The sequence below is a fragment of the Actinomyces bovis genome (assembly GCF_900444995.1).
Taxonomy (GTDB): domain Bacteria; phylum Actinomycetota; class Actinomycetes; order Actinomycetales; family Actinomycetaceae; genus Actinomyces; species Actinomyces bovis.
Genome location: NZ_UAPQ01000001.1, coordinates 309,135 through 328,289, shown reverse-complemented (window position 1 = coordinate 328,289; position 19,155 = coordinate 309,135). Strand labels below are relative to the sequence as shown.

Below are 19,155 nucleotides of genomic sequence, written 5' to 3'. Positions count from 1 at the left end.
AGCCCGCCTCAGGCCACCAGGCCGGGCCAGGGGTCCTCGCTGGGCGTGGCGCCCCAGCGGTGGGCCCGTAGGGCTGCGTCAACCGCGCCCTCAATTGCCTGGGCGCGGGCAGGTCCTTCGAGCGCGCCCACTGCCTTGATTTCTGCCACCATGAGGGCCAGCTCGACCTCCCGCGCCCACGCCTGATCTTGCGCCTCATCAGCCGCCACCTGGGGCGGTGCATAGGCAGCTTCGCGCGGGTCCTCGCCGCCCAGGGCGATTGATGCACGCACCACAGTGTCTGCGAATTGCGCGTCGGCGATCGCGCGTTCCCGCACAGCATCAACGGTGCGGGCTGCGACCGTCTGCAGCGTGAAGCGGGCTGAGTCGTAGGCCAGCAGCAACTCCTTAGGCAGCGGCGCGCTGAGCTTGGTGGCGTCCCGTCCCTTCTCCTCCCGTGCATCGGGGCTCAAGCGCTGTAGCCAGAGGGTCCAGGAGACCGCTAGGGAGGCATAACTGCGCGCTACCTCCGGCGTGCCAGCCTGTTCACAAGAGTTGCGTGCTAAGTCCACGCCGTCGCCCAGGTAGCCCACCAGCGTCTCAATCCCCGCGTCCGGCGCGGCGGTAGGCGGGGGAGCGGCAGTGGGGAAGTTGGAGGGGATAGCGGTTGCGGTGGGCCAGGGCTGCCAAATCCCGCCCAGGTTTTGCTCCTGACTCGCAGCCCAGTTAGTGATTTTCCCAGCTAGCTGGTGCACTGGCTCATTGCCGGTCTGGGCAGCGGTCGCCGCCGTCACAGAGAGCAGATGGGCATGGCGGGCCAAAGCGTCACGGAGTGCTTCTGCCGGATCGGGGGTGGGGACCACAGCGACCGGCTTGGCTCCGAGCCGGATCTCACACCCGGCAATCCCTAGGGCCGCAGTAGCCGCCAAGGCAGAGAGCAGTGCGCGTCGGCTGAGGCCTTGCGGCTGCTGGGGTACTGGCCAGGTTTGCCGGCTACCAGGGCTGTGCTGGGGAGCGGTGCAATGGGGAGATGGCATCACGCAGTGATCCTCCCACGCCGGGGCGCGGCAGGTAGCATGTTCCGCATCTGGCTGCGCTCGACGTCAGCCCGGCACATGCCCTGCGGGGCCCAACACACGAAGGCAGGCTCCTCATGGCGGAAAACCTGGCTCAGACTCTTACCGAGCTGCTCGCCCCCGTCCTCGCCGAGGCAGGGCTCTTCCTAGAAAACGTGGAGACCACCCGCGCCGGCAAGTACTCCACAGTGCGCGTCATCGTTGATCTGCCTGATGGCCCAGGGGATATTGACCTGGACACGATCGCTGAAGCCACCACCGCCGTCTCGCAGACCCTTGATACCGCCGACCCTGTCAAAGGCCAATACACCTTGGAAGTCTCCAGCCCTGGAGCCGAGCGCAAGCTGAGCACCCCCAGGCACTTCCGTCGCGCACAGGGCCGCACCGTCCAGCTGCAGCTTGACGACGGCGAGCAGCTCATCGGAGTGCTCAAAGAGGCGCAAGCAGACAGCCTGAACCTGGAGGTAGACGGAGCCAGCCGCGCAGTGCCAAGCGCTCAGATCAAAGCGGCCAAAGTCGTCGTCGTGTTTTGAACGACGCCAAAGACAAACCAGGTACCAACCCCAGCGGCCCCTGCCGCCTGAAGCAGACGTATAGACGAGAGGAAGAGGAGACCATGGATATCAACATGCCTGAGCTGCGTGGTGCAGCAGATGAGCTGGGAATCGACCTGGACAATCTGCTGCCCGCCATTGAGGATGCGATCCTCCTGGCCTACCTCAAGCAGCCGGGCGCCATCCGCGGCTCCCACGTGGAGATCGACCGCAAGAGTGGGCATATGTCCGTTATGGCCCCCGAGGTAGACGAGTACGACCAGCCCAACGGTGAGTACTTTGACGACACCCCGGACGGCTTTGGACGCATCGCGCAGACCACCGCCCGCTCCGTCATCGTCCAGCGCATCCAGGATCGGCGTGACTTTGAGGTTCTCGGGGCCTTCAAGGACAAGACCGGGGAACTGATCTCCGGCGTTGTGGAGCAGGGGCGTGACTCGCGCCTCTGCTACGTGCGCCTAGACGAGGAGCACGAGGCAGTTATGCCTCCCCATGAGCAGGTGCCCGGCGAGCACTACCGCCACGGCGAGCGCATCCGCGCCTACGTCACCGAGATTAACCGCGGCCTCAAAGGCGCCCAGATTATTCTCTCGCGCACCCACCCGGGGCTAGTGCGCAAGCTCTTCGAGCGGGAGGTTCCGGAGATCACCAGTGGCGACGTGGAGATCGTCTCCATCGCGCGCGAGGCCGGGCACCGCACCAAGGTGGCCGTGCGCTCCCGCGTCAAAGGGGTCAACGCTAAGGGCGCCTGCATTGGCCCCATGGGGCAGCGGGTGCGTGCTGTCATGGCTGAACTGGGTGGGGAAAAGATCGACATCGTTGACTACTCCGAGCAGCCCGCCCGCTTCGTAGCCAATGCTTTGTCTCCGGCGCGCGTGGCTTCCGTCAGCATCATTTCGGAGAAAGACCAGACGGCCCGGGTCATCGTGCCGGACTTCCAGCTTTCCCTGGCCATCGGCAAGGAGGGGCAGAACGCCCGTCTGGCCGCACGCCTAACTGGTTGGAAGATCGATATTCACTCCGACGCCGAGTTTGGGCAGACCACCCCGGGACGCGGCTCGCGTGCTGACGCGGACGTGACTGTTTCCTCAGAGCTGGCCGAGGAGGGCTGAGCCCTCTGCCCGGTACACTCTGGCAGGGCTAGTGCATTCTCCCGCCCCGAGGGAGCGGCACTAGCCTAGGTACAGGCACATGAGGCAGGTGGGTGAGGTGACGACGGTGACGGCAACGTCCCACGTCCCAGAGCGCACCTGCATCGGCTGCCGGAGCCGGGCCCCTAGAGCCCAACTCCTGCGCCTAACAGTGGCTGACGGCACGGTCACTGTTGACGAGCGCGCCTGTACCCCCGGTCGTGGCGCCTGGATCCATCGTGATTCTGCATGCCTCGACCTTGCCGAGCGCAGGCGTGCCTTCGGGCGCGCCCTGCGGGTGGAAGGCCCCCTTGACCTGGGGTCGGTTCACCAGTGGTTCAGCCGCTTCCTCGCGGCCGGGCCCGCCGTCGCCCCAACCGGCGATGGGACCACCGATTGCAAAGGCGGGTAGGAAGCCGATGGGCACCCGATGAGTACCCAGCGATGAGCTGCCTCTACTAGCGCCCACCCTGTTCGGGGTGGGCAACCGGACAGGAGAATTGTGGCTAAACCACGCGTTCATGAGCTCGCTAAAGAGCTCGACCCCTCAGGCAAGAAGATCACCTCAAAGATGATCCTGGCCTGGCTCAAAGACGAGGGGGAATTCGTCAAAGCGGCTTCCTCAGCCGTTGAACCCCCGGTGGCACGCCGGGTACGTGAGCACTTTAGCGCCCAGGCCGCGGAGGTGGCTAAGGCGGCTGAGGCCGCCAAGGTGACTGAGCCGGCCCAGCCGGCTGCCGCCCCTAAGGCCAAGCCGACTGCCAAGCCCGCAGCCCCTGCGGCTCCGGCAGCTCCCGCAGCTGAGAAGCCTGCACCCGCACCCGCAGCTGAGAAGCCAGCTGCTCCGGCAGCAGCTCCAGCAGCGCCTTCAGCTTCACCCAGCCCGGCGGCTGCTGCTCCCAGCGCCCCCACGCCGGGGCCCCGACCGGCCCCCGCAGCCCCCAAGGCTCCGGCAGCCCCCGCCGAGGCTGCTGCGGCCCCAGCGCCCCAGCGGCCTGCCAGCCCCACGCCCGGCCCGCGTCCGGGTGGTTCTGGTGGCCCGCGCCCGGGCAATAATCCCTTCGCTTCCTCTCAGGGCATGCCGCGCCCGGGCGGCTCTGGCGGTCGCTCCGGCCAGCAGCGTCAGGGCGGTCCGCGTCCGGGTGGTTCTGGTGGCCCGCGCCCGGGCAATAATCCCTTCGCTTCCTCTCAGGGCATGCCGCGCCCCGGCGGCTCCGGTGGCCCACGTCCGCAAGGCGGTCCACGCCCTGGTGGCGGCGCCCCGCGTCCCGGTGGCGCTGGTGGTCCACGCCCGCAGGGTGCGCCGCGTCCCGGAGGTCCGCGTCCTAACCCGGGCATGATGCCGGGCCACAGCTCGGTTGGTCGCCCTGGCGGCGCTGGGCGTCCCGGTGGTGGCGGTCGCCCTGGTGGTGGCGGTCGTCCCGGTGGTGCTGGGCGTCCCGGTGGCGGCGGTCGTCCCGGTGGCGGCGGTGCTGGCGGTGGCTTCGGTGGCGGTGGTCCCCGTGGGGGCCGCGGCGGACGTGGCTCCACCCAGGGTGCTTTCGGGCGCGGTGGCGGTCGTTCTGGAGGCCGCAAGTCCAAGCGCGCGAAACGGCAAGAATTTGAGCAGCAGGGTGCCCCGAGTATCGGCGGCGTCGTCGTCCCTCGGGGCGATGGCTCCACGCCGGTGCGCGTGCGCCAGGGCGCCACACTCACCGACTTCGCGGAGAAGATAGGCGCCAACCCTGCAGCTTTGGTTACCGTCCTGTTCCACCTGGGGGAGATGGTTACAGCCACCCAGTCAGTTGACGAGGACACCTTCAAACTGCTGGGCGCCGAGCTGGGATATGACGTCCAGATCATCTCTGCTGAAGACGAGGATCGTGAGCTCCTAGAGTCCTTCGACATCGACCTGGATGCTGAGGAGGCCAGCTTTGACGACGCTGACCTGCTGCCCCGGCCTCCGGTGGTCACCGTCATGGGACACGTGGACCACGGTAAAACCAAGCTGCTGGACGCCATCCGCTCCACCGACGTCGTTGCCGACGAGGCCGGTGGCATCACCCAGTCCATCGGTGCCTACCAGGTGCGCGTCACGCTGAACGGCGAGACTCGCCCCATCACCTTCATCGACACCCCCGGTCACGAGGCCTTCACGGCCATGCGTGCGCGTGGCGCCGAGGTCACGGATATCGCGATCCTGGTGGTTGCTGCCGACGACGGCGTCATGCCGCAGACCATTGAGGCGCTTAACCACGCCCAGGCTGCGAATGTGCCGATTGTGGTCGCCGTCAACAAGATCGATAAGGAGGGCGCCAACTCGGACAAGATCCGGGGCCAGCTCACCGAGTACGGTCTGGTGCCCGAGGAGTACGGCGGTGACACGATGTTCGTGGACATTTCCGCAAAGCAGCGCCTGCATATTGACGAGCTGCTGGAGGCGGTGCTGCTCACCGCTGACGCCGCCCTAGACCTGCGCGCCAACCCCAGCTCTGACGCCCGCGGTGTAACCATCGAAGCCAAGTTGGACAAGGGCCGCGGCGCGGTCACCACCATCTTGGTGGAGCGCGGGACCCTGCGCGTCGGCGATCCGATTGTGGCTGGCAGCGCTTACGGGCGCGTGCGCGCCATGTTCGACGAGCACGGCCACAACCTGCAGGAGGCCGGTCCGGCCCGCCCCGCCCTGGTCCTCGGACTCACCTCCGTGCCCAGCGCGGGTGACTCCTTCATTGTGGCGCCCGATGACCGCACCGCCCGCCAGATCGCTGACAAGCGTGAGGCGGCTGAGCGTGCTGCCCTGCTGGCTAAGCGCCGCAAGCGTGTCTCCTTGGAGAACCTCACCGACGTCCTCAAGGAAGGCAAGGTTGACACCCTCAACCTCATCCTCAAGGGTGACAGCTCGGGTGCGGTCGAGGCGCTGGAGGACTCCCTGCTCAAGATCGACGTGGGCGAGGAAGTTGCACTGCGCATCATCCACCGTGGCGTGGGTGCCATCACGCAGAACGACGTCAACCTGGCTACGGTCGACTCGGCTGTCATCATCGGCTTCAACGTCCGCCCGGCGGAGCGTGTGGCCGAGCTGGCGGACCGCGAGGGCGTGGATATGAAGTTCTACTCCGTCATTTACTCGGCAATCGAGGACGTGGAGGCTTCCCTCAAGGGCATGTTGAAGCCGATTTACGAGGAGGTGGAGCTGGGCACGGCGGAGATCCGCCAGGTCTTCCGCTCCTCCAAGTTCGGCTCTATTGCCGGTTCGATCGTCCGCTCCGGCACGATCAAGCGTGGCACCAAGGCGCGCCTGGTGCGCGACGGCGTGGTCCTCAACGGCGACCTGTCTATCGCAACCCTGCGCCGCGAGAAGGACGACGTCACTGAGGTCCGTGAGGGCTACGAGTGCGGTATCAACCTGGGCTTCAACGACATCGCCGAGGGCGACGTCATCGAGACCTGGGAGATGCGCGAGAAGGCTCGCGACTGACGCGCCCCATATCGGCCTAGCTCAGCTGGGTAAGGCGACGGCGGGGCCGCTCACCACACGGTGGGTGGCCCCACCGACATCTGCCAGTTGATTTCAAATGGCTTGGCAAACCAATCCGAGGGAATCGTGCCCGCTTGTGAGGGGGCGCTTATACGACGTCGTAGCCGATTTGTGGCGCCAGTTCGCAGAGCAGCGCGTGCACGGTGGGGTCGTCCAGAGGGGCGGTCTCTGCCGGAAAGGGCGGGATCGAGTCCGCAGCCGTCGAAAACAGCACGGTCATGAGCCCCCCGGTCATGGTGGAGCGCACGCGCAGACCGTCAAGGCTGGGACGCTGCTCCCAGATTGCGCGCGACCAAGCACGGCAGGTCGCGCGGCTGGCACTGTCCAGGCTGACAGAGGCACCGTTGCGCAGCGCCCAGTTGGTGCTGAGATCTAGTAACTGCAGTGGTCGAGTGGGATACCAAACCTGCAACACCGGGGCATCGCTGCGGGTGTCGATCAGACGGGTATTGGCGAAGACCTCCGCCGCACAGCTAAGCAGCTCATCAGCCGTGTAGAGGACGCCGACGCCGGGATGCTCCCCAGGGGGCGGTGGTTGCGGGTCCCAACGGCAGTGGGAGATCGGGCCCCAAGTGCGCAGCTGGCCCCAGGGGAGAGCGTAGGGGCTGGAGGAGAAGGTGATCCGCGCCAGGGGCGAGTCGCCCAGCTGGGTGAAGTCGCCAGGCTCGAAGGTCAGCGGCTGTGGAGGAACTCTGGGGTTCTTGGGGCGAGGGCTCAACGATGGTCAGCCTCGTCCAGGAGCCGTACCACCTCGCTGGGATCTCCACCCTGCCGGAGCCAATCGACCGGGCTTAGACCGTCAAGCAGCTCTGGGTCGGCAGTGGTCATGCGGGCTGCCACAGTGGCAGGGGCAAGGCCTGGTCGGAGCTGAGGGACGACGCTGCTGAGCCCAGGAAGTGGACGCCCTTCAATGAATTGCCAGGTGGGGAAACGCAGGGCGCGACCAGTGTGGTAGGCGTAGAGCTTGTGGCCAGCGGCCCGGGTGATGGAGGAGGGGTCCTTGTGTAGCAGTGCCGCTACCTCCTTGGTGGACAGGGACCGGGCCAGCTGAGTCGCGGCCGCGCGGGCCCGCTGCTGGGCGGAGAGCTGCTCGGCGTAGCTGCGGTCCGCGATGATTTGCTGAGCCTGCGCACGGTGAGCTCCGATTGGTGTGGAACGGCGCAGGAAACTGCTCATGCCTGCGGAAAGCGGGGCTGCTCCGGCCCGCGCCCGCCCAGAGGCCTCCCGTCGCAGTAGCTCTGCAAGCTCCTCTTCAGTTAAGGACAGGTCAGCCAGGACCTCATCTAGTACCGTCATGCAAGCATGATAGTGCATGCTATTTGCAGGTGGATGCGATGTGGATGCGCAGACTGTGAGAGCGCCTGCTTCAGCGGCTGTGGTCGGCGCTGTCACTGGCGCTGCCTTTGGTACCACTGCCACTGCGGCTGCGCGGTAGCGAACGCAGCTGAGCCAAGAGATCCACCACAAACACCAGCACTGCCAGCCACACCAGCCCCATCGCAATCCAACGCGCGCTGCTGATCTCCTCCCCAAAAACCAGCCAAGCCAACAAGAACTGCATAATCGGTGCGATGTACTGACTCAGTCCCACCACGCTCAGCGGCACCCGTGCTGTCCCCGCCGCAAAAAGCAGCAGCGGCAAGGCCGTCACCGGCCCGGCCACCACCAGCAGCCCCCCAAGCCAGGTGCTCGCGCCAGGTTGCTGATAAGCCGCCGTGCCAGTGACCTGAAGCCAGCCCAGGTACCCCAGCGCAGCAGGCATAACCACCAGAGACTCCACCGTGAGGCCGCTGAGGGCATCCACCTGGCCGCCTACCCGCTTCTTCACCAGTCCATAGAAACCAAAGGTCAAGGCCAGTCCCAGCGAGACCCACGGCACCGTGCCCTGCCAGGCCACCATCACCGCGACCCCCGCCGTCGCCAAGCCAATCGCGGCCAGCTGTGAGGGTCGCAGACGCTCACCCAATACCAGGGCCGCTAAGGCCACTGTCACCAATGGATTCATGAAGTAGCCCAAGGCCGCATCAGCTGTGCGTCCAGCATTCACGCCGTAGACATAGATCAACCAGTTCACACTCACCAGCACGCCGGCGGTTGCCAGTGCGCCCAATAGCCGCGGCGTCGCCAGTACTCGGCGCAGTTGCCGCCAGCGCCTGCCAAAGGCCACCAACAACAGGCAGGTGACCAGGGTCCAGACGATCCGATGCCCAATGATCTCCACCGGACCGGCGGCTGCCAGCAGCTTGAAGTAAAGCGGGAAGAACCCCCACAACAGGTAGCAGCCCAGCACCATCGCCAGGCCCGAGCCGTCCTGCTGATGCTGCAGTGCGAGGCGGCTTGACGACGGCGCCAGCGAGGAGGCGCTGCCTCTCGCTGCGGGCGGCTCAACGGTGCTCATAAAACTCCTCGCGGCTAGGACCTATCGATGCTACCGGGGTGGCTAAGCAAGCTGTTAGTCCGGTCAAAAGCTGGGAGACTGGGACCGCTCTGGAAGACAAAGCCAATCGAACAGTGGCAATGACGGCAGATCTCACGGCAGCGAGGTTCGCGCCAGGGCAAGAATCTGCGAGAATGCGAGCCGCCCCGCACCCGCGCGGCACCAGCACACCACTGTTACACCACCCGGCTGGCCCAGCGCCAAGCACCCCTGGCTGAAGGAGACCCCCATGGCTGACGCCGCCCGCGCCCGCAAGGTCGCTGACCGGATCCACCAGACCGTCGCCCGGCTCCTGGAACGCCGCATCAAAGACCCCCGCCTAGGCTTCGTGACCATCACCGATGTGCGTGTTACCGGCGACCTGCAGCAGGCCACGATCTTCTACACCGTCTACGGCTCCGACAAAGACCGCCGCGACTCCGAGGCTGCCCTGCGCTCCGCCTCCGGACTAATCCGCTCTGAAGTGGGCAAGGCCCTAGGCATCCGCCTCACACCTTCACTCTCCTTCCAGCTGGATGCCCTGCCCACCCAAGCCCGCACTTTCGAGGACACTTTGGCCCTGGCCCGCCAACGTGACGCCGAGATAGCCAAATCCTCCCAGGGCGCCCAGTACGCCGGAGACGCGGACCCCTACCGCCACGACGAGGAGACCGCCAGCTCCTACATTGACGCTTCTAAAGACTGGGATAAGGAAGACCTCCGCGCCGCAGAAGCAGACAACCTAGACCGAGCTGACGGCGCCGAAACAGAGCCCGAATACGAGGATGACGAGGACCCCAAGGCGTGAACCCCACCCGCCCGCGCACACCACGCGGCGTCGCCACCGCCCCTGACGGCCTGCTCCTAGTGGATAAAGCCGCGGGTATGACCAGCCACGACGTCGTCGGCGCCGCCCGCGCCCTGGCTGCCACGCGCAAAGTGGGGCATGCTGGCACGCTGGATCCGCTGGCCACCGGCCTGCTGGTCCTCGGCATCGGCAAAGCCACCCGCTTTCTCACCTACCTGGTGGGAGCTGACAAGACCTATACCGCCACCGTCCGCCTAGGCCAGGAGACCCTCACTGAGGACGCAGCAGGGGAGATCACAGCCACGCAAGGCTGCCCGCCCCCACCGCAGTGGTCCGCCCCCGGTTTCAGTAACCGGCTAGATACAGCGCTCGCGGCCCTTAGCGGCCAGATCATGCAAGTGCCCTCCGCCGTTTCCGCCATCAAAGTGGACGGTGTGCGCTCCTACAAGCGCGTGCGCGAAGGGGAGGCTGTGGCTCTGCCAGCGCGGCCCGTAACTATCCATGCTCTGGAACTACTGGCCCCACCTCGCCCCGCCACCGCTGGGGATGGCACCGCCGTCGTGGACCTGGACTTACAGGTGGCCTGCTCCTCCGGGACCTATGTGCGCGCACTTGCCCGAGACCTGGGGCAAGCTCTTGGCACGGGGGCGCATTTGACGGCGCTGCGGCGCACCCAGGTGGGGCCATTCAGCCTTGCGGAGGCCCGCAGCCTGGACCAGCTCAGCCAGGAGGTCACCAGTTGCGCCAAGGCGGCGGAAGCTGGGGGAGAGGCCAAGCCGTTGCGCACCCTGCCTCTGGTGGAAGTGGCCCGTCGCTGCTTCTCTAGCCTGGAGTTAAGCGATTCGGATGCCCGGGCACTGGGATTTGGGCAAAGCCTGCCTGGTGCCGTCATCCAGCGGGTTAACTGGCTAGATGAGGCGATTACCTCCAAAGCTGCAGTCTGCGCTGAGGCCAGTGACGCAGCTGACGCAGACAGCACTGTCGACTCTCGATCTTCCCAGGTGGTGGCCGGGTTCGCCCCGGAGGGGCAGCTCGTGGCACTGTTGGCGCGCAAGGGCAGTGCGTTGCGCCCAGTACTCGTGCTGGAGCCAGCCGGCCCCACCACCAATAAGCAAAAGAGCTAAGGAAAACCGTGCAGGTCTGGTACGGCCCCGAGCAGGTCCCCGCGTCCCTGAGCTCTCCCAATGGCCATGGCAGCGTCGTAACCATCGGCATTTTCGACGGCGTGCACCGCGGTCACCAAGCCATTCTTCAGCGGGTAGTGGCCCGCGCCCAAGGGGGCAGTACCCAAAACCTTCAGGCTCAGGACGTCCAAGCTGGGGCTGCCCGTACCCACGCCGCCCAGGTCCAGGGCACTGCCACCGCTTTGCCGGAGGCTGCGGCTTCGCTGCCTGCTACCAATGCACCAGCCGCCGCCATCGACCGCCCCCTCGCCGTCGCCATCACCTTTGACCCCCACCCGGCCACCGTCCACCGGCCCGAGAACAGCGTGCCCCTAATCGCCTCGCTGACAGACCGCCTGGACTCGCTGGAAGCTGCGGGGCTGGACGCCGTGCTAATCGTCCACTACACCCTGGATTTCGCTGCCCAAAGCCCCGAGGACTTCATCCGCACCTGGGTGGAAGGCTTGCTCGGTGCTCGCGCCGTAGTGGTGGGCGACGACGTACGCTTTGGCACCGACAACAGCGGCGACGCCCAACGCCTCCAGCAGATTGGGCAAGCCGACGGCCTGGAAGTAGAAATCGTGGCAGATGTGCTCGCCCCCAATGGCCGCCGCTGGTCCTCCACCTGGGTGCGTGAGCTCTTGCAGGCCGGTGAAGTGGCGGGGGCAGCTGAGGTACTTGGGAGGCCACATCGCTTGCGCGGCACGGTGGTGCACGGGCTGCGCCGTGGCCGCGAACTCGGCTTCCCCACCGCCAATCTAGAAGCCGCCAGCGCCGGTGTGGTTCCCCCAGATGGGATCTACGCAGGCTGGCTTCTGCGCTCCCTGCCCGCTAGCCGCACCGAGCCACTGCCCGCAGCGATCTCGATTGGCACCAACCCCACTTTCGACGACGTCCCCTCCCGCACTGTGGAGGCGCATGTGCTGGGGCGCAGTGACCTGAACTTGTATGGGCAGGAAGTGGCTATCGAGCTGGTGGAGAAGCTACGGCCCATGCTGGCCTTTGCGGGGCTGGAGCCGCTGCTCGTGCAGATGCGCGAGGACGTTGTGCGCACCGCCCAGATTCTGGGGGTGCCCGTGCCGGAGCCCATCGATCCGGCGGCGGTCACCGCCTGAGTTAGGAACAGAGCGGCCTGCCGGCGGACCTATAGGTGTCTGGTTGCACAGGCAGCAGGTTGGAGTAGGGCGGGGGCTGGCTGCTAAGGTTTTCAGGCCGTCCACCGGCCACGGAAGCGTAATGCCCGGGAGAATATGCCCCGGAGCTCCGTGCAACGAGACCAAGGAGTCCAGATGTCGATTTCCGCCGAGCGCAAGCAGCAGCTCATCGCCGAGTACGCCACTCACGAGGGTGACACGGGCTCCCCCGAGGTGCAGGTTGCGGTCCTCTCCGAGCGCATCTCCAACCTGACCGAGCACTTCAAGTCCCACACCCATGACCACCACTCCCGCCGTGGCCTCTACCTGCTCATCGGTAAGCGCCGCCGCCTGCTCGACTACCTCATGCAGGAGGACATTGAGCGTTACCGTGCGCTGATTGCCCGCCTCGGCATCCGCCGCTGAGACTCGCTCAGCCCAGACACTTTGCACAGCTGGCCCCGCCACCAACTAGGTGGCGGGGCCAGCCGCATCTCTCGGGGGATCCCCGCCGCTGAGCGCCCAGGTAAGCAACCGCATTGCTCCCAGCTCTGCAGCCCAGACCGCTGACTTTTGGCGCGGCCCAGATCACGCTTTCGCCTGCACGCCCCCACCTCCCGCTGCACGTCTCACAGGTTAGGATGGTTGGGTCCATAGCCTGTGTGCTTCAACTGGAACCACACAGCTGGACCGCAGCCGAGGAATTTGCTCCTCGGTGCGTGGCCAGACCCGTCGGTTTTCGGTGGTGGCCTCCGGAACCATGCCCCGTATGGCATGCGCTCCGTGGGCCTCAATCGAAGGCCACGGCTCGGCCCATGAACCTTCGAGAAAGAGACTCAACGCAGATGTTCGACGACACCGAGGTCACCGCCGCACAGGCCGTGATCGACAACGGCTCCTTTGGGAAGCGCGTTGTCCGCTTCGAGACTGGTCGGCTGGCCAAGCAGGCCGCCGGAAGCGCTATGGCCTACCTGGACGGCGAGACCGCCATCCTCTCGGCCACCACCGTGGGTAAGCACCCCAAAGACCAGTTTGACTTCTTCCCCCTCACCGTTGACGTTGAGGAGCGCCAGTACGCGGCGGGCCGCATCCCCGGCTCCTTCTTCCGCCGCGAGGGCCGGGCCGGCACCTCCGCCATCCTGGCTTGCCGCCTGATCGACCGCCCCCTGCGCCCCTCCTTCGTTAAGGGCCTGCGCAACGAGGTCCAGGTAGTGGAGACCGTCCTGGCCATCCATCCCGACGACGCCTATGACGTCCTGGCCATCAACGCCGCCTCCATGTCCACACAGATCGCGGGCCTGCCCTTCGCCGGACCTGTCGCAGGCACGCGCCTGGCCCTGATCGACGGCCAGTGGGTGGCCTTCCCCCGCTACTCCGAACTGGAGCGCGCCACTTTCAACATGGTGGTGGCCGGCCGTGTCTTGGAGGACGGCGACGTCGCCATCATGATGGTTGAGGCCGGAGCCACCGAGAACGCCTGGGAGCTCATCCAGAACGGCGCCACCGCCCCCACCGAGACCGTCGTGGCTGAGGCCCTGGAGGCCGCCAAGCCGCATATCAAGGCACTGTGCGAGGCTCAGCTGGAGGTGGCTAAGCACGCCTCTAAGCCGACCGCAGAGTTCCCCCTATACCTGGACTACTCCGACGAGCAGTACGACGCCGTCGAGAAGGCCGCCCAGGCCCACGACCTCACCGCCGCCATCGCCACCGAAGGCAAGCACGCCCGCGATGAGGCTATCGACGCTGTGCGCGACCAGGTCCTAGCCGACCTCGCTGAGCAGTTCAGCACCGAAGAGGACATCAAGGCCCTCAAGGCTGCCTTCAAATCCGTCACCAAGAAGCTCGTCCGCCACCGCACCCTTACCGAGGGCGTGCGCATGGATGGCCGTGGTCTCAAGGACATCCGCACCCTGGGCGCCGAGGTTGAGGTGCTGCCTCGCGTGCACGGCTCCGCCATCTTTGAACGTGGCGAAACCCAGATTCTGGGCGTCACCACCCTCAATATGCTGCGAATGGAGCAGCAGATCGACGACCTCTCGCCGATCACCCACAAGCGCTACATGCACCAGTACGTCTTCCCGCCCTTCTCCACCGGTGAGACCGGACGCGTTGGCGCCCCCAAGCGCCGCGAGATCGGCCACGGGGCACTGGCTGAGCGGGCACTCGTGCCCGTGATTCCTAGCCGCGAAGAGTTCCCCTACGCGATCCGCCAGGTCTCTGAGGCTCTGGGCTCCAACGGCTCCACCTCCATGGGTTCCGTCTGCGCCTCCACGCTGTCCATGCTCAACGCCGGTGTGCCGCTGCGCGCACCGGTCGCGGGCATCGCCATGGGACTCATGCACGAGAAGATCGACGGCGAGACCAAGTGGGCCACCCTCACTGACATCCTCGGCTCTGAGGACGCCTTCGGGGATATGGACTTCAAAGTCGCCGGTACTCGCGACTTCATCACCGCCCTCCAGCTGGACACCAAGCTCGACGGCCTGCCCTCCGAGGTGCTCGCCGGAGCGCTCGGCCAGGCCCGTGACGCCCGCCTGTTCATTCTGGACGTCCTCAACCAGGCCATCGACGGCCCCGACGAGATGGCCCCCACGGCCCCGCGCGTGCTGACCGTCCGCATCCCGGTTGACAAGATCGGTGAGGTCATTGGCCCCAAGGGCAAGATGATCAACCAGATCCAGGAGGACACTGGCGCTGACCTGACCGTTGAAGACGACGGCACCGTCTACATCGGCGCCTCCGACGGCCCCTCCGCTGAGGCTGCCCGCGACGCCGTCAACGCCATCGCCAACCCCCAGATGCCGGAAATCGGTGAGCGCTTCGTGGGCACGGTTGTCAAGACCACCACCTTTGGCGCCTTCGTTTCCCTGTCCCCGGGCAAGGACGGTCTGCTCCACATTTCGCAGATCCGCCGCCTGGTGGGCGGTAAGCGCGTGGAGAACGTCGAGGATGTGCTGGCCGTGGGCGACAAGGTCCAGGTTGAGCTCGCTGAGATCGACCAGCGCGGCAAACTCTCCCTGCACGCGGTGCTCTCCGACGAGCAGCTGGCCGCCGAGCAGGAGGCTAAGGCTGCCCGCGCCAGCGAAGACGGTGAGGACCGTCCCCGCCGTGAGCGCCGTCCGCGCCGTGAGCGCAGCGAGGGTGAAGATGGCGAGGAGCGCCGTGAGCGCCGTCCACGTCGTCGCCGCACCCGCACCCAGGCGGAGTCCTCCGAGGAGGAGTGAGCTTGGTTGACGTTGCAGGCCTTAAGTAGCCAGAGCGTCAAGTAGCCGCGGGGGCCGGTACCAGCAGGTACCGGCCCCCGCAGTGTTTGCCGACGTAGTGTTTGCCACCGCAACTAAGTAGGGAGGCAAACCAGTTAGGCTTAGCCGGTGACCAATTCGCAGACCAACACTTCCAGCGTCGCCTTAGCCCCCACCGGCACCACTGACAACGCCACTAGCTACACCGAGATGGAGCTAACTCGTGGTCCGGCTGGAGCTCCGGGCACCGAGCTAAACCTGCTAGACGGTGGCGCCACGCTGCGCCGTTCTATCCTCCCCGGCGGGGTCCGGGTCATTACTGAGCACGTACCTGGCCTGCGTTCTGCATCCATTGGTTTGTGGTTCGGTGTTGGCAGCCGCGACGAGCAGCCCGGCCAGGAAGGTTCCACCCACTTCCTAGAGCACCTGCTTTTCAAAGGCACTGCTAAGCGGGACGCCCATGACATCGCCGAGTCCTTTGACATGATCGGTGGCGAGTCAAACGCCGCCACCGATAAAGAACACACCTCTTATTACGCGCGCGTTCAGGGACATGACACCATGACCGCCCTAGACGTGGTCACCGATATGGTCACCTCCTCGCTGCTCAAACCTGAACAGGTGGAAACCGAGCGCGGCGTCATCATCTCTGAGCTCGCCTCCGCTGCAGACGACCCCTTGGACGTGGCCCAGGAAGCCTTCGCTAAGGCGGCTTTCGGAGCGGAGGCACCGCTGGGGCGGCCTATTGGCGGCACCCCGGAGGTCATTGCCGCCGTCCCACGTGACGCCATCTGGGAGCACTATCAGCGCACCTATGCTGCCGACACCCTGGTGGTGGCTGCCGCCGGGGCCGTGAACCATGAGGAGGTCTGCGAACGCGTCCTAGCGGATCTAGCTGCGGCAGGCTGGGATGACTCTGCTAGCGCCAGTCCACGGCCTCGCCGCTTTGAAACCGAGCCCTTCCAGCCGCTGCAGGTCCAGGACCTAACCGTGCCTCGTGAGACCGAGCAGGCTCAGCTCTATCTACTCTGTCAGGGCATTGCCCTGCGCGATGAGCGCCGCTGGGCCATGAGCGTGCTCGCCACCATCTTGGGTGGCGGCATGTCCTCGCGACTTTTCCAGGAGGTCCGTGAACGGCGCGGCCTGGCCTACGCCACCTACGCCTTTGACATTGCCTACGTTGGGGCGGGGGCTTTTGGCATGTATGCGGGCTGCGCGCCGCAGGATGTTGATGAAGTGTGCGCAGTCATGGTGGGTGAGTTTGAAAAGCTGGCCGAGCAGGGCGTGACCGATCATGAGCTGGCTCGGGCACGCGGCCAGTTGACGGGCGCGATGGTGCTAGGTGGGGAAGACTCGCTGGCCCGCATGGGACGGCTGGGGCGCGGCGAGGTGTGCACTGGCCGCCTGCGCTCCATGGACGAGAACCTACGGTTGCTGGAGGCCGTCACAGCCGAGGACGTGTGCGCCGTCGCTGCCTGGCTAGCCGAGCAGAGGCGCGCCCGGGTTCTGGTGGGCCCGGCTGCCCACTGAGACACTTCTAGCAGGACAAAATGGCACAAGAGCAGCGGTGAGGCCCTCACTTGAGTGCGCAAAGCTCACTGTCTAGGGGCTTAAGGGCCTTAAGGTGGCGCCATGACGATTCGCGTAGCAGTTATCGGCGCCGCCGGGCGCATGGGATCCACCGTCTGCCAGGCCGTCCAAGCGGCCGAAGGGCTTGAGTTCGTGGCGCGCCTCGACGCCGGTGACGAGCTCAAAGCCGAGACCCTGGGCGGCGCCCAGGTGGCCGTTGACTTCACCGTCCCCTCCGTTACCGAGGCGAATGTCCATGCCCTGATTGACGCTGGGCTCGACGTCGTCGTTGGCACCACCGGTTGGGATGAGGACTCATATGGCCGCGTGCGTGAGCACCTGGCCCGTCCCGAGGCCGCCGGGCGCAGTGTGCTGATCGCCCCGAATTTCGCCCTCTCCGCCGTGCTTTCCATGCGCTTTGCTGCGCTGGCCGCCCCCTATTTCGAATCCGTGGAGGTTATTGAACTCCACCACCCCAACAAGGTGGATGCCCCTTCCGGCACCGCTAATGCAACTGCTCAGGCCATCTCTCAGGCGCGTGCCGCCGCAGGTCGCCCAGCTTCCCCGGATGCCACCGAGTCCGATCCCCTGGGCACTCGTGGTGGGCTGGTCGACGACGTGCGCGTGCACGCTGTGCGCCTGCGTGGCCTGACAGCGCATGAGGAGGTGCTGCTTGGCAATCCCGGTGAACAGCTCACCATTCGCACGGACTGTTTTGACCGTGAGAGCTTCATGCCCGGCGTGGTCTTGGCTGTGCGCAAGGTGGGGGAGCGTGAGGGCTTGACCATTGGCTTGGAGGAGCTGCTTGAGCTTTGAAGGCCAGGCAGGCTCCCCGGGACCGCTAGAACCTGGGGAGCTGAGCCGCGATGGTGCTGGTTGCGACTGGCTTTATAAGGCTGCCGCCCAGCATTCCTCGGTCACCCCGGTGCCAACCGGTAGTTGCCGGTGTGCGCCGGTGGGGGCTAAGCCGGCAGCGCTAAGCGTGCGGGCCAGGGATTCATCCCCACGGACCACCCAAATCACCAGTATGCGTGCCCCAGCTGCGCGCGCATGGTCTGCGCAGGCAGCCAAAAGCCTGGAGCCATGCCCCCGGCGCTGCTGCTGGGGCCGCACCCCCAGCGCCGTCACTTCAACCGCCTTGTCACCCCCGGCCCGGACAGTTCCGGCAGCATCCAACTCGGGGGAAGGGGCCACGGCTGCCAGCCCCACCACGGCCTCAGCCTCAGTAGCCACCAGCACGTGATGCTCGGGGCTGGGTGGCGCGCTCACCGCCGTCTGCCAACCGCGCTCAAGCACGGGAACGCTAACTGCTTCCCGCACCTCAGCTGGCAGGGGGCCGTCGTGCCCAGCTGTGAGGGAAGCCAACATGGACTCCGCGTGCGCCAAGGCCAAGCCGGGCAGGTCCGCGCTGCGAGCCGGACGCACAAAGCCCGGAACCGGTGCACAGCTACGGCTATTCGTCGGGGCCGCAACAGGCGCTGGGAACACCGAGGTAGCGGGGTTTGCTGGGGTCACAGGGGGCTCAGAGGGCTCGCTCATGAGCTGAGCCTAAAGCCCGATACTTGGATAGCTGTGGCGCACTCGACCCCGGCAGTTATCCTCAACACATGAACGCATTGCCCTCCCGCTCATTTGGTTCTGTCGGCGTCGCCATGGTCACGCCTTTCAAACCCACCGGGGAGATCGACGTCGAGGCCGCACAGGCCCTGGCGGTTTCCCTGGTGGAAGATGGCGCAGACATGATCCTCCTGGCGGGCACCACCGGCGAGGCTCCCACCACCCACCTGCCTGAGAAGCAGACGCTGCTGCGGGAGGTTAAGGATGCTCTGGCCGGGCGGGCTTTCCTTATGGCGGGCGCTGGTTCCAATGACACTGCACACGCGGTGCGCATCGGGGTCGGCTCCCAGGAGGCTGGGGCTGAGGGCCTGTTAATCAACGCGCCTTACTACAACCGCCCCAGCCAGGAGGGCGTCTACCAGCACATCATGGCGATTGTTGAGGCCACTGATCTGCCCGTCATGATTTACGACATCCCGGGCCGCACTGGTGTCAAAATTGAGGATGCCACCCTGGATCGCTTGGCGGCTCACGAACGCGTGCTGGCTGTTAAGGACGCCACCGGTGACGTTGAGCAGGGCTTTGAGCGCATGGAACGCACTGGCCTGGAGTACTACTCCGGCGACGACGGTTTGAACTTCGCCTGGCTCACCCATGGTGCCAGCGGTGTCGTCTCGGTGGTGGCTCATGCGGATGCGCACTCCTGGCGGGAAATGATTCAGGAGGTCGACGCCGGTGACCTCGTGGGAGCCCGAGCCGTAGCGCAGCGCATGCGACCCCTGGTGCGAGCGATTATGGGTGGGGGGCAGGGCGCCGTCATGGCTAAGGAAGCGCTGCTGCTGCAAGGACGCTTGCCCAGTGCCACTTTGCGCCTGCCCCTGGTCCGTGCCAGTGAGGCGGAGGTGGCTGCGCTGCGCGAGACTCTGGGGGCCTGCGGTCTTCTGTGACTTTCACTAATGGGTTTGGTTGGCATTAGCGGCAATTGACCGTTAGCATTCGATTGTACCCGAG

At 66.0% G+C, this 19,155-nt stretch carries 17 protein-coding genes; 12 read left to right on the top strand and 5 right to left on the bottom strand.

Annotated elements, in window-relative coordinates:
• Positions 1-8: 8 nt before the first annotated feature.
• Complete coding sequence (locus DR039_RS01380; protein ID WP_170166896.1) at positions 9-842, bottom strand: ferritin family protein; 834 nt, start codon at positions 840-842, stop codon at positions 9-11.
• Positions 843-1,132: 290 nt separating this feature from the next.
• On the opposite strand from DR039_RS01380, the gene DR039_RS01375 reads away from it, so the two are divergent.
• The 4 genes from DR039_RS01375 to infB all read left to right on the top strand — a co-directional run bounded on the left by DR039_RS01375 (position 1,133) and on the right by infB (position 6,196).
• Positions 1,133-1,588, top strand: a complete 456-nt coding sequence (locus DR039_RS01375; protein ID WP_111835608.1) for a ribosome maturation factor RimP — start codon at positions 1,133-1,135, stop codon at positions 1,586-1,588.
• An 83-nt stretch (positions 1,589-1,671) separates the two neighbouring features.
• Positions 1,672-2,721, top strand: a complete 1,050-nt coding sequence (gene nusA, locus DR039_RS01370) for a transcription termination factor NusA (RefSeq protein ID WP_111835607.1) — start codon at positions 1,672-1,674, stop codon at positions 2,719-2,721.
• Between the two features lie 106 nt (positions 2,722-2,827).
• The gene (locus DR039_RS01365; protein ID WP_229116728.1) at positions 2,828-3,151 is read left to right on the top strand and encodes a YlxR family protein; all 324 of its coding nucleotides are present in this window, start codon (positions 2,828-2,830) and stop codon (positions 3,149-3,151) included.
• 90 nt (positions 3,152-3,241) lie between these two features.
• The gene (infB, locus tag DR039_RS01360) at positions 3,242-6,196 is read left to right on the top strand and encodes a translation initiation factor IF-2 (protein ID WP_111835605.1); all 2,955 of its coding nucleotides are present in this window, start codon (positions 3,242-3,244) and stop codon (positions 6,194-6,196) included.
• 148 nt (positions 6,197-6,344) lie between these two features.
• On the opposite strand, the gene DR039_RS01355 is transcribed toward infB, so the two are convergent.
• From DR039_RS01355 to rarD, 3 genes are all read right to left on the bottom strand, one after another.
• Positions 6,345-6,974: an RES family NAD+ phosphorylase gene (locus tag DR039_RS01355; protein WP_229116727.1), complete on the bottom strand. Its 630-nt coding sequence runs from the start codon at positions 6,972-6,974 to the stop codon at positions 6,345-6,347.
• On the bottom strand, positions 6,971-7,552 hold the full coding sequence (locus DR039_RS01350) for a hypothetical protein (protein ID WP_111835604.1): 582 nt from the start codon (positions 7,550-7,552) through the stop codon (positions 6,971-6,973). The genes DR039_RS01355 and DR039_RS01350 overlap by 4 nt, the downstream gene beginning before the upstream one ends.
• Positions 7,553-7,622: 70 nt before the next feature.
• Positions 7,623-8,654 carry an EamA family transporter RarD gene (rarD, locus tag DR039_RS01345; protein ID WP_111835603.1) on the bottom strand — a complete coding sequence of 344 codons (1,032 nt, stop codon included), beginning with the start codon at positions 8,652-8,654 and terminating at the stop codon, positions 7,623-7,625.
• 268 nt (positions 8,655-8,922) lie between these two features.
• Here rarD and rbfA point away from each other — a divergent pair, with 268 nt between their 5' ends.
• The 7 genes from rbfA (at position 8,923) to dapB (ending at position 17,403) form a co-directional block, all read left to right on the top strand.
• Positions 8,923-9,480 (top strand): 30S ribosome-binding factor RbfA, encoded by a 558-nt coding sequence (gene rbfA, locus DR039_RS01340; RefSeq protein ID WP_111835602.1) that lies wholly within the window; start codon positions 8,923-8,925, stop codon positions 9,478-9,480.
• Positions 9,477-10,604 carry a tRNA pseudouridine(55) synthase TruB gene (gene truB / locus DR039_RS01335; protein ID WP_111835601.1) on the top strand — a complete coding sequence of 376 codons (1,128 nt, stop codon included), beginning with the start codon at positions 9,477-9,479 and terminating at the stop codon, positions 10,602-10,604. Before rbfA ends, truB begins: the two co-directional genes overlap by 4 nt.
• Positions 10,605-10,612: 8 nt before the next feature.
• On the top strand, positions 10,613-11,758 hold the full coding sequence (locus DR039_RS01330) for a bifunctional riboflavin kinase/FAD synthetase (protein WP_111835600.1): 1,146 nt from the start codon (positions 10,613-10,615) through the stop codon (positions 11,756-11,758).
• A gap of 174 nt (positions 11,759-11,932) precedes the next feature.
• On the top strand, positions 11,933-12,202 hold the full coding sequence (rpsO, locus tag DR039_RS01325) for a 30S ribosomal protein S15 (RefSeq protein ID WP_111835599.1): 270 nt from the start codon (positions 11,933-11,935) through the stop codon (positions 12,200-12,202).
• Positions 12,203-12,621: 419 nt separating this feature from the next.
• Positions 12,622-15,000 carry a polyribonucleotide nucleotidyltransferase gene (locus tag DR039_RS01320; protein ID WP_111835598.1) on the top strand — a complete coding sequence of 793 codons (2,379 nt, stop codon included), beginning with the start codon at positions 12,622-12,624 and terminating at the stop codon, positions 14,998-15,000.
• A gap of 228 nt (positions 15,001-15,228) precedes the next feature.
• On the top strand, positions 15,229-16,548 hold the full coding sequence (locus tag DR039_RS01315; protein WP_172458347.1) for a M16 family metallopeptidase: 1,320 nt from the start codon (positions 15,229-15,231) through the stop codon (positions 16,546-16,548).
• Positions 16,549-16,650: 102 nt separating this feature from the next.
• Complete coding sequence (gene dapB / locus DR039_RS01310) at positions 16,651-17,403, top strand: 4-hydroxy-tetrahydrodipicolinate reductase (protein ID WP_111835596.1); 753 nt, start codon at positions 16,651-16,653, stop codon at positions 17,401-17,403.
• 72 nt (positions 17,404-17,475) lie between these two features.
• Here the strand turns inward: dapB and DR039_RS01305 are convergent, their stop codons facing one another.
• Positions 17,476-18,126: a GNAT family N-acetyltransferase gene (locus DR039_RS01305; protein ID WP_111835595.1), complete on the bottom strand. Its 651-nt coding sequence runs from the start codon at positions 18,124-18,126 to the stop codon at positions 17,476-17,478.
• Between the two features lie 68 nt (positions 18,127-18,194).
• Here DR039_RS01305 and dapA point away from each other — a divergent pair, with 68 nt between their 5' ends.
• Complete coding sequence (gene dapA / locus DR039_RS01300) at positions 18,195-19,091, top strand: 4-hydroxy-tetrahydrodipicolinate synthase (protein WP_111835594.1); 897 nt, start codon at positions 18,195-18,197, stop codon at positions 19,089-19,091.
• Positions 19,092-19,155: the final 64 nt, after the last annotated feature.